The sequence below is a fragment of the Streptomyces sp. NPDC028928 genome, from assembly GCF_055564915.1.
The window spans coordinates 1,272,173-1,284,309 of record NZ_JBVHVI010000001.1 but is presented as its reverse complement, the minus strand read 5'-3'; the positions used below and the strand labels follow the sequence as shown (position 1 = coordinate 1,284,309).

General features: G+C 74.9%; 1 protein-coding gene. It reads left to right on the top strand.

Features of this window, described 5'->3' with window-relative positions:
• A partial coding sequence (locus tag ACZ4U1_RS05430; protein WP_467899826.1) for an SDR family NAD(P)-dependent oxidoreductase occupies nucleotides 1–12,106 on the top strand: 12,106 nt, incomplete at its 5' end.
• Nucleotides 12,107–12,137: the final 31 nt, after the last annotated feature.

Genomic DNA, 12,137 nt, shown 5'->3' with positions numbered 1-12,137 from the left:
ATTCCTCGCCACCCCCGGCCCCCCCCTCCCCCTCCTCCCCCCCCCCCCCCCGTCCCCCCCCCCCCCCCCCCCCCCCACCGCTGTCACCGACCCGGCCGGCGCCGCCGTCTGGGGTCTCGTCCGCGCCGCCCAGGCCGAGAACCCCGACCGGGTGATCCTGGCCGACCTCGACCCGGCCGCCGCCACCGGCGCCGGCCCTGTCCTCGCCCAGCTCCTCGCCACCGGCGAACCCCAGCTCGCCGTCCGCGGCACCACCCTGTCCGCGCCCCGCCTGATCCGACCCGAGCCCGCCGAAGCCGCTGAGCCCCCCGCCGCCTTCGACCCCGACGGCACCGTCCTCCTCACCGGCGGCACCGGCTCGCTCGGCGCGCTCGTCGCCCGTCACCTGGTCGAGCGGCACGGCGTACGCCACCTGCTGCTGGCCGGCCGGCGCGGCCCCGACGCCGACGGCGCCGCCGAACTCACCGCCGAGCTGACCGCCCTCGGCGCGGCCGTCTCCGTCGTCGCCTGCGACGTCTCCGACCGGGACGCGGTCGCCGCACTGCTGCACGGCATACCGGCCGAGCACCCGCTGACCGGCCTGGTACACCTCGCCGGCGTCCTCGACGACGGTGTGATCAGCGCCCTCACCGAGGAACGGATCGCCGGGGTCTTCGCACCCAAGGCCACCGCCGTACGGCACCTGGACGAGCTGACCCGCGAACTCGCCCCCGACCTCCGCTCGTTCGTCGTCTTCTCGTCCGCCGCCGCCCTGCTGGGCTCCGCGGGCCAGGGCAACTACGCGGCCGCCAACGCCTACCTGGACGCCCTGATGGCCCACCGCCGCGCGGCCGGCCTGCCCGGCGTCTCCCTCGCCTGGGGCCTGTGGGAGCAGAACACCGGCCTCACCGCCCACCTCAGCGAGACCGACCAGGCCCGCATGAGCCGCGGCGGCGTCCTCGCCCTCACCCCCGACGAGGGCCTCGCCCTCCTCGACACCGCCCTGCACGGCGACCGCGCCCTGCTCGTCCCGATCAAGCTGGACCTGCGCGCCCTGCGCTCCGACGCCGCGTCCGGCGCCGCCGTGCCGCATCTGCTGCGCGGCCTGGTCCGGGCCGGCCGGCGCTCCGCCCGGGCCGCGGCCGGCGACGGCAGCGCCCTGCTGCGCCGCCTCGCCGGACTGCCCGAGGCCGAACAGGAAGCCGTCCTGCTGGGCATCATCCAGGCCGAGGCCACCGCCGTCCTCGGCTTCAGCGGACCCGAACTCGCCCAGGGAACCCGCGGTTTCGGCGACATCGGCTTCGACTCGCTCACCGCTATCGAACTGCGCAACAGGCTCTCCGCCGCCACCGGCGTCAAGCTGCCCGCCACGCTCATCTTCGACTACCCGACCCCGGTGGCCCTCGCCCGCCACCTGCGGGAGGAACTCGGCGAGAGCACGGCCGGAGCCGCCGCCCCCACCGTGGTCGCCACCGACCCGGACGAGCCCGTCGCCATCGTCGGCATGGCCTGCCGGCTGCCCGGCGGCGTCACCGACCCGGCCGGCCTGTGGAAGCTCGTCCTCGACCGCCGGGACGGCATCACGGAGTTCCCCGACGACCGCGGCTGGAACCTGGACGAGCTGTTCGACGCCGACCCCGACAAGGCCGGCACCTCCTACGTCCACAAGAGCGGATTCCTGCACAGCGCCGCCGAGTTCGACGCCGAGTTCTTCGGTATCTCCCCCCGCGAGGCCCTGGCCATGGACCCGCAGCAGCGGCTGCTGCTGGAGGCCACCTGGGAGGCCCTGGAGAACACGGGCATCGATCCCAGTTCGACCCGCGGCGCCGACATCGGTGTGTTCTCCGGCGTCTCCATCCACGACTACCTGGAGTCCCTCAGCAACATGCCCCCCGAGCTGGAGGGCTACGTCACCACCGCCACCGCCGGCAGCGTGGCCTCGGGCCGGGTGTCGTACGTCTTCGGCTTCGAGGGCCCCGCCGTCACCGTGGACACCGCCTGCTCCTCCTCCCTGGTCGCCATGCACCTCGCGGCGCAGGCGCTGCGGCAGGGCGAGTGCTCCCTGGCACTGGCCGGCGGTGTCGCCGTGATGGGCTCGCCCATCGGCGTGCTCGGCATGTCCCGCCAGCGCGGCCTCGCCGCCGACGGCCGGGTCAAGGCCTTCTCCGCCGGTGCCGACGGCACCATCCTCTCCGAGGGCGTCGGCATCGTCGTCCTGGAGCGCCTGTCCGAGGCCCGCCGCAACGGACACCAGGTACTGGCGGTGATCCGCGGCAGCGCCGTCAACCAGGACGGCGCCTCCAACGGCCTGACCGCCCCCAACGGCCCCTCCCAGCAGCGGGTGATCCGCCGTGCCCTGTCGGCGGCCGGGCTCGCCCCGACGGACGTCGACGCGGTGGAGGCCCACGGCACGGGCACCGCGCTCGGCGACCCCATCGAGGCGCAGGCACTCCTCGCCACCTACGGCCGCGACCGCGAACAGCCGCTGTGGCTGGGCTCGTTGAAGTCCAACATCGGCCACACGCAGGCCGCCGCCGGTGTCGCCGGCGTCATCAAGATGGTGGAGGCGCTCCGCCACGGCGTCCTGCCGCCCACCCTGAACGTCACCGAGCCGACCCCGCAGGTCGACTGGTCGGCCGGCTCCGTCGAGCTGCTGACCGAGGAACGGGAGTGGCCGCGGACCGGGCGCCCGCGCCGGGCCGGTGTCTCCTCCTTCGGCATCAGCGGCACCAACGCGCACGTCATCCTGGAACAGGCCCCCGAGGAACCCGTCGTCGCCCGCGAGCCGCACGACGGTGTGGTCCCGCTGGTGGTGTCGGCGGCGTCCGAGGGTTCGCTGGCGGGCCAGGCGGAGCGGCTCACGGCGTTCGTCGGAGACACGGACGCATCCCTCGCGGACCTCGCGGGTGCCCTGGTGCGGCGCCGGGCGGTGCTGTCGGAGCGGGCCGTGGTCGTGGCCGGGTCCCGGGAGGAGGCGGTGGCCGGGCTGGCCGCGCTGGCGAACCGGGAGAGCAGTCCCGTGGTGGTGACCGGTGGTGCGGGTGCGGTGGCCGGGCGGACGGTGCTGGTGTTCCCGGGGCAGGGGTCGCAGTGGCTGGGGATGGGCCGGGAGCTGTTGGAGTCCTCGCCGGTGTTCGCGGAGCGGGTCGGGGAGTGTGCCCGGGCCTTGGATCCGTGGGTGGACTGGGACTTGAGGGCTGTCCTGCAAGGTGATGTCGACCTGCTGGGTCGGGTGGATGTCGTCCAGCCGGCGAGTTTCGCGGTGATGGTCGGTCTGGCGGCTGTGTGGGCGTCGGTGGGTGTGGTGCCGGATGCGGTGGTGGGTCACTCGCAGGGGGAGATCGCGGCCGCTTGTGTCGCCGGGGCGCTGTCCTTGGAGGACGCCGCCCGGATCGTGGCCGTTCGTAGTCAGGTGATCGCGGGGGAGTTGGCGGGCCGGGGCGGGATGGCGTCGGTGGCGCTGTCCGAGGCCGAGGCTTCCGCTCGTATTGCCGCCTGGGACGGGCGGGTGGAGGTAGCGGCCGTCAACGGTCCGACGTCCGTGGTGATCGCCGGTGACGCCGAGGCGTTGGACGAGGCGCTCGCCGCGCTGGAGGCCGACGGTGTCCGCGTCCGTCGCGTGGCGGTGGACTACGCTTCCCACACCCGCCATGTGGAGGCGATCGAGGGCGCGTTGGCGGAGGCGTTCTCGGACATCCGCAGCCAGGCGCCGCTGGTGCCGTTCTTCTCCACGGTGACTGGTGAGTGGGTGCGTGAGGCGGGCGTCCTCGACGGCGGTTACTGGTACCGCAACCTGCGCAGTCAGGTCCGTTTCGGCCCGGCCGTCGAGGCCCTCCTCGCCGAGGGACACACGGTCTTCATCGAGTCCAGCGCCCATCCCGTCCTGGTCCAGCCGGTCAGCGAGATCGTCGACGCCACGCGCGCGGACGCGGTGGTCACCGGGTCCCTGCGCCGAGAAGAGGGCGGCCTGCGGCGGCTGTTGACGTCGATGGCCGAGGTGTTCGTCCGGGGCGTGGCCGTCGACTGGACCGGTGTGCTGCCCGAGGGTGCCGGTGACACCCCTGTGCACCTGCCGACGTACGCCTTCGACCACCGCCACTACTGGCTGAAGACCGCGCCGGCCACGGACGCCGCCTCGCTCGGCCAGTCCGCCGCCGACCACCCCCTGCTGGGCGCGGTCGTCCCGCTGCCCCAGTCGGACGGGCTGGTCTTCACCTCCCGGCTGTCCCCGCGCACGCACCCCTGGCTGGCCGATCACGTCGTCGGCGGCGCGATCGTCGTCCCGGCCACCGGCCTGGTCGAACTCGCCCTGCGCGCCGGTGACGAGACCGGCACGGCCACACTGGACGAACTGACCGTCGAGACCCCGCTGGTGCTGCCCGAGGAGGGCGGCGTACGCGTCCAGGTCGCCGTCGGCGGCCCCGACGACACCGGTGCCCGCACCGTCGACATCTACGCGTCCGGCGAGGACACCGAGCCCGCCGCCTGGACCCGGCACGCCACCGGACGGCTGACACCCGCCTCGCTCACCCCTCCCGAGGCGGGTGCCGACCTGAGGCTGTGGCCGCCCACCGGCGCCCGCCCGGCCGACGCCGACGAGCTGTACGACGACCTGCTCCGCCTCGGCCATCCCCTCGGCCCCGCCTTCCGGGGCGTACGGGCGCTGTGGCGGCGCGGTGACGAGGTCTTCGCCGAGGTCGCCCTGCCCGAGGAACAGCGGGCCGGCGCCGACCGGTTCGGCATCCATCCCGCGCTGCTCGACGCCGCCGTGCAGTCCGGGCTGCGGCACGCGGCGACGGCCGACCCGGACGGCACCGGACAGCGGCTGTGGCAGCCCGCCGCATGGCAAGGGCTCACGCTGCACGCCACCGGCGCGACCACGCTCCGCGTGCGGCTCGCCCCGTCCGGATCCGGCCGGCTCGCTCTGGAGGCCGCCGACGAGGCCGGCGGTCTCGTCATGACCCTGGGCGCCCTGGGCTTCCTGCCGGTCTCCGCCGACCAGCTGACGGCGGCCACGGGCGACGGCGGCCACTCCCTGTTCCGCGTCGAGTGGACGGAACTGCCCGCGGCCTCCGCCGGGACACAGGTGCCGCAGTGGGTGCCGCTGTTCCACGCGGACGAGGTCGACATCCTCGCCGGCGCGGCCACCGGCCCCATGGTCGCCGTGGTCGAGGCCGTGACCCCCGACGGAACCGCCGACGCCGCCCTGTCCGAGACCGACCGGATGCTGGCCATGCTCCAGGCCTGGTTCGCCGCGCCCACCCTGGAGGAGTCCCGGCTGGTCGTGCTGACCCGGGGAGCCGTGCCCGCCGGCGGTGACAGCGAGGTGACCGACCCGGCCGGCGCGGCCGTCTGGGGCCTGGTCCGTGCGGCCCAGGCCGAGAACCCCGGCCGGATCGTCCTCATCGACACCGACACCGACCTGGACATCGCGTACGGCACCGCCGTGGAACCGCTGCTCGCCACGGTCCTGGCCGCCGGCGAGCCGCAGGTGGCGGTGCGCGGAGCGGCGCTGTCCGTGCCGCGCCTGGTGCGGGCGGCCGAGAGCGGACCGGCGGTCGCGTTCCGTCCCGAGGGCACCGTCCTCGTCACCGGCGGCACCGGCTCGCTGGGCGCGCTCGTGGCCCGGCACCTGGTCGAGCGGCACGGCGTACGGCACCTGGTGCTGGCGAGCCGGCGCGGCGCGGAGGCCGGGGGTGCCGCCGAGCTGGCGGACGAACTGGCCGAGCTGGGCGCGGAGTCGGTGTCCCTGGTCGCCGCGGACGTCTCCGACCGTACGGCCGTGGCGGAGCTGCTGGACTCGATCCCGGCGGAGCACCCCCTGACGGGCGTGGTGCACACGGCCGGTGTCCTGGACGACGGTGTGATCAGCGCCCTCACCCCCGAACGGATGGCGGGCGTCTTCCGCCCGAAGGCGAGCGCCGCCGCCCATCTGGACGAGCTGACCCGCGGCCTGGACCTGGCGGTCTTCGCCGTCTACTCCTCCGGCGCCGGCCTGTTCGGCTCGGCCGGCCAGGGCAACTACGCCGCCGCCAACGCCTACCTCGACGGCCTGATGGCCCGCCGCCGCGCCGCCGGACTACCGGCCGTGTCGCTGGCCTGGGGCCTGTGGGAGCAGAGCACCGGTCTGACGGCCCACCTCAGCGCCACCGACCAGGCCCGCATGGGCCGGGGCGGCGTGCGCGCCCTCACCCCCGAGGAGGGCCTCGCCCTCTTCGACACGGCACTCGGCGCCGAGCAGGCCCTCGTCGTCCCGATCAAGCTGGACCTGCGGGCCGCCCGCGCCGACGCGGCCTCCGGCGGCACGGTCCAGCCCCTGATGCGCGGCCTGATCCGGGTCACCCGGCAGGCCGCCCGGACGACCGCAGCGGACCGCAGCGGAGGCGGCCTGGCCGACCGGCTCGCCGGACTCCCCCCGGAGGAGCAGGAGGCGCTGCTCCTGGACGTCGTGCGCGGCCAGGTCGCCACCGTCCTCGGCCACGCCGGCGCCGACCAGGTCAGGGCGGAGAAGGCGTTCAAGGACGCCGGTTTCGACTCCCTCACCTCCGTCGAACTGCGCAACCGCATCCGTGAGGCCACCGGGCTCAGCCTGCCGACGACCGTCGTCTTCGACTATCCGACCCCGCTCGCCCTCGCCCGCCACCTGCACAGCCACTTCGGCCACGTCACCGCGGCCCCGGCCGCCCCGGAACCGGCCGTCGCCCCGGCCGACCCCGGCGAGCCGATCGCGATCGTCGGCATGGCCTGCCGGCTGCCCGGCGGTGTCACCGGCCCCGAGGACCTCTGGGACCTGGTGGCCCAGGGCCGGGACGCCATGTCCGGCTTCCCCGCCGACCGCGGCTGGGACCTGGAGGGCCTGTTCGACTCCGACCCCGGACGCGTCGGGACGTCGTACGTCGACCAGGGCGGCTTCCTCTACGACGCCGGCCTGTTCGACGCGGGCTTCTTCGGTATCTCGCCGCGTGAGGCGCTGGCGATGGACCCGCAGCAGCGGCTGCTCCTGGAAACGTCCTGGGAGGCGCTGGAGCGGGCCGGTATCGACCCGCTCTCCCTGAAGGGCACGGACGTCGGCGTGTTCTCCGGCGTGATGACGCAGGGCTACGGCTTCGGCGGCGAACTCCCGCCGGAACTCGCCGGGTTCACCGCCACCGGCTCCGCGGGCAGCGTGGCCTCCGGCCGGGTGTCGTACGTCTTCGGCCTGGAAGGCCCCGCGGTGACCGTGGACACGGCCTGCTCCTCGTCCCTGGTCGCGATCCACCTCGCCGCGCAGGCCCTGCGGGGCGGCGAGTGCTCGATGGCCCTGGCCGGCGGCGCCACCGTCCTCGCCAACCCGTACACCTTCGTGGAGTTCTCCCGCCAGCAGGCACTCTCGCCCGACGGCCGGTGCAAGGCCTTCTCCTCGTCCGCCGACGGCACCGGCTGGGCCGAGGGCGCGGGCGTCATCGTTCTGGAACGCCTCTCCGAGGCCCGCCGCAAGGGCCACCGGGTCCTCGCGGTGATCCGCGGCAGCGCCGTCAACCAGGACGGCGCGTCCAACGGCCTCACCGCCCCGAACGGGCCCTCGCAGCAGCGGGTCATCCGCAAGGCGCTGGCCGGCGCCGGACTGACGGTGTCCGAGGTGGACGCGGTGGAGGCGCACGGCACGGGCACCGTCCTCGGCGACCCGATCGAGGCCCAGGCCCTCCTCGCCACCTACGGCCAGGACCGCGAGGAGCCGCTCTGGATCGGCTCGGTGAAGTCCAACATCGGCCACGCCCAGGCCGCCGCCGGTGTCGCCGGTGTCATCAAGACCGTCGAGGCGCTGCGGCACGCCGTCCTGCCGCCCACCCTCCACGTCGACCAGCCGTCGACCGAGGTGGACTGGTCGGCGGGAGCGGTCGAGGTGCTCACCGAGGCCCGCCCCTGGCCGGAGACCGGCCGACCGCGCCGCGCCGGCGTCTCCGCCTTCGGCGTCAGCGGCACCAACGCCCACGTCATCCTGGAGCAGGCCCCCGAGGAACCGGCCCCCGAGAAGCCGGCCCCGGCACCGACGGCCCCCACCGACGGCGTGCTGCCGCTGGTGGTCACGGCGCGGAGCACCGGCGCGCTCGCCGGACAGGCCGCACGGCTCGGCGAGTTCGCCCGGGCGACCGAGGCCTCCCCGGCGGCCGTCGCCGGAGCGCTCGTCGCCCGGCGGGCGGTGCTGTCCGAACGCGCCGTGGTCGTCGCCGGCTCCCGCGAGGAGGCGGTGACCGGGCTGGCGGCGCTGGCCGCGGGCGCGTCCTCGCCGCTCGTCGTCACCGGCTCGGAGAGCACCGGCGGCACGGTGTTCGTCTTCCCCGGCCAGGGCTCGCAGCGCCTCGGCATGGGCCGCGAGCTGTACGACCGCTACCCGGTCTTCGCCCGCGCCCTGGACGAGGCCTGTGCCGCGCTGGACGCGCGGCTCGCCGGCTGGGCGGACCACTCCGTCAAGGACGTGGTCTTCGGCGACGTCGGCAACGCGGGCGGCGGCCTGCTGGACCAGACGGTGTTCACCCAGGCCGGGCTGTTCGCGATCGAGTCGGCCTTGTTCCGGCTGGTGGAGTCGTGGGGTGTACGGCCGGATGTGGTGGCCGGGCACTCGATCGGCGAGGTCGTCGCGGCGCACGTCGCGGGCGTGCTGTCGCTGGAGGACGCGGCGGCGCTGGTCGCGGCGCGCGGTCGGCTGATGCAGGCCCTGGCACCGGGCGGTGCGATGGTCGCGGTCGCCGCCACCGAGGCGGAGATCGAGGACTACCTCGGCGCGGGCGTCGACCTCGCCGCCGTCAACGCACCCGGCTCCGTGGTCCTCTCCGGTGACGAGGGAGCGGTCACGGCTGTCGCGGAGAAGCTCCGCGAGCAGGGCCGCCGGGTGAAACGGCTGACCGTCTCCCACGCCTTCCACTCGGCGCTGATGGAGCCGATGCTGGCCGGCTTCGCCCAGGCGCTGTCCGGGCTGACCTGGAACGAGCCGGCCATCCCGGTCGTGTCCAACGTGACCGGTCGGCTCGCCGCACCCGGGCAGTTGACGGACCCGGCGTACTGGGTCGACCACGTCCGCCGCCCCGTCCGTTTCGCGGACGGCATCGCCGCATCGGGTGGCACGGTGTTCCTGGAACTCGGCCCCGGCGGCGCCCTGACCGGTGCCATCGCGGAGTCGGCGGGCGAGGACGCGGTGAGCGTGCCCGCGCTGCGCGACGAGCGTGGTGAGGCGCAGACCCTCCTGCTGTCCGTCGCGGAGCTGTTCGTACGCGGCGCGCAGGTGAACTGGGCGGCCGTCCTGCCCGAAGGCGCCACGGACGTCCATGTGGACCTGCCGACGTACGCCTTCGAGCACCGCCACTACTGGTTGCAGACGGCTCCGGCCACCGACGCGGTCGCCCTGGGCCAGAGCACGGCCGACCACCCGCTGCTGGGCGCGGTGGTGGAGGTGCCCGAGACCGGCGGACTGCTCTGCACCTCCCGGCTGTCCCTGCGCACCCACCCCTGGCTGGCGGACCACGCCGTCGGGGGAGTGGTCCTCGTGCCCGGCACCGGGCTGGTGGAACTGGCCGTACGCGCCGGTGACGAGGCCGGCTGCGGTGTGCTGGACGAACTCGTCATCGAGGCGCCTTTGGTCGTACCCGAGCAGGGCGGTGTCCGCGTCCAGGTCGCCGTCGGCGGACCGGACGACGACGGCCTGCGCACGGTGGCCGTCTACTCGGCCCGCGAGAACACCGCCGGCGAGATCGGTGCCGAGGCCTGGACCCGCCACGCCACCGGCACCCTGACCCCGTCGGCCGCGGACACCCCCGCCTTCGACACCACGGTCTGGCCCCCGGCCGGCGCCGAACCGGTCGGCCTCGACCTCACCTCCTTCTACGCCGACCTGGCGAGCCACGGCTACGCCTACGGCCCCGCCTTCCAGGGCCTGCGCGCGGTGTGGCGGCGCGGCGAGGAGATCTTCGCCGAGGTCGCCCTGCCGGACGAGCAGCGCGACGAGGCCACCCGGTTCGGCCTCCACCCCGCCCTGCTGGACGCCGCCCTGCACACCGACGCCTTCGCCCAGCCCGACGACGGACACAACGTCCTGCCGTTCGCCTGGAACGGGCTGGTCCTGCACGCCGCCGGCGCCTCCACCCTGCGGGTGCGGATCACACCGCGCGGCACCGACGTCCTGTCCCTCGTCGCGGCCGACGAGAACGGCGGACTCGTCCTCACCGTCGACTCGGTGACCTTCCGCCCGGTGGACGTCGGACAGCTCGACGCCGCCGCGACCGCCGACGAGGGCCGCGACGCCCTGTTCGGCGTCGCCTGGACCGAACTGACCGCACCCGCCCAGGCACCGGCACCCACCTGGAAGCGGGTCGCCACCGCCGCCGAGGTGACCGCGCTGAAGGGCGAGGTGCCGCAGGCCGCCGTCCTGGAACTGCACCGCTCCGGTGACGAGGACGGCGACGACACCGACGCCCTCACCCGGACCACCGCCGCCCTGGAGGTCCTCCAAGCCTGGCTGTCCGACGCGGAGTTCGAGGACGCGCGACTGCTGGTGGTGACCCGGGGCGCGGTGCCCGCGGGCGGCGCCGCCGCCGTGACCGACGCGGCCGGCGCGGCGGTCTGGGGCCTGGTCCGCGCGGCCCAGGCCGAGAACCCCGACCGGATCGTCCTGCTCGACCTGGACCCGGCCACCGACACGCCCTCCGACGACCTCGTCGCCCCGGTCCTGGCCTCCGGCGAGCCGCAGGTGGCGGTGCGCGGTGCGGCGCTGTCGGTGCCGCGCCTGGTGCGGGCGGCCGAGAGCGAGCCGGCGGTCGCGTTCCGTCCCGAGGGCACCGTCCTCGTCACCGGCGGCACCGGTTCGCTGGGCGCGCTCGTGGCCCGGCACCTGGTCGAGCGGCACGGCGTACGACACCTCGTCCTGGCCGGCCGGCGCGGACCGGAGGCCGAGGGCGCCGCCGAACTGGCGGACGAACTGGCCCAGCTGGGCGCGGAGTCGGTGTCCCTGGTCGCCGCGGACGTCTCCGACCGTACGGCGATGGCGGACCTGCTGGACTCCATCCCGGCGGAACACCCCCTGACCGGTGTGATCCACACGGCCGGTGTCCTGGACGACGGTGTGATCAGCGCCCTCACCCCCGAACGCCTCGCCCGTGTCTTCGCCCCCAAGGTGAGCGCGGTACGGCACCTGGACGAGCTGACCCGCACCCTGGACCTGACGACCTTCGCCGTCTTCTCCTCCGCCTCCGGTCTGTTCGGCTCGGCCGGCCAGGGCAACTACGCCGCCGCCAACGCCTACCTCGACGCGGTCGCCCACCAGCGCCGGGCGGCCGGACTGCCCGCCGCCTCGCTCGCCTGGGGCCTGTGGGAGCAGACCCGCGGCATGACCGCCCACCTGGGCGCCGCCGACCAGGCCCGGATGAGCCGGGGCGGGGTCCTGCCCATCGGTCCCGCCGAGGGCATGCGGCTCCTCGACGCGGCCCTGGACACCAAAGAAGCACTCCTGGTCCCCATCAAGCTGGACCTGAGGGCCCTGCGCGCCGACGCCACAGCCGGACGCGCCGTGCAGCCCCTGCTGCGCGGCCTGGTCCGCACCGGCCGCCAGCCGGTCCGCGCCACGGCCGGGGACGGCACCGGCGGACTCACCCGCCGGCTCGCCGGACTCGACCCCGCCGAGCAGGAGGCGCTGCTCCTGGACCTCGTCCGCGGTCACGTCGCGACCGTCCTCGGCCACGCCGGGGCGGAGCAGGTCGGCCCCGAGACGGCGTTCAAGGACGCCGGCTTCGACTCGCTCACCTCCGTCGAACTGCGCAACCGGCTCCGCGAGACCACCGGACTCAAACTCGCCGCCACCGTCGTGTTCGACTACCCGAACCCGCTCGCTCTGGCCCGCCACCTCCACGCGGAACTGGGCACCACCAACGACGCCCTGTCGCTGGTGCACGAAAAGATCGAGGACATCGAGTCACTGATCGCCGGACTGCTTTCCGACGAGTCCAAGAAGGCCGACATCGTGCTTCGCCTCCAGGGCCTGGTCGCGAAGTGCAACGGAGCCGTCGAGGAGACCGAGGGTTCCGCCGTGGCGGAGCAACTGGAATCCGCCTCCGCCGATGAAGTCCTCGACTTCATCAACGACGAACTCGGAATCGTCTGACCGTCACGTTTTCGCGGACCGTCAAACCCTC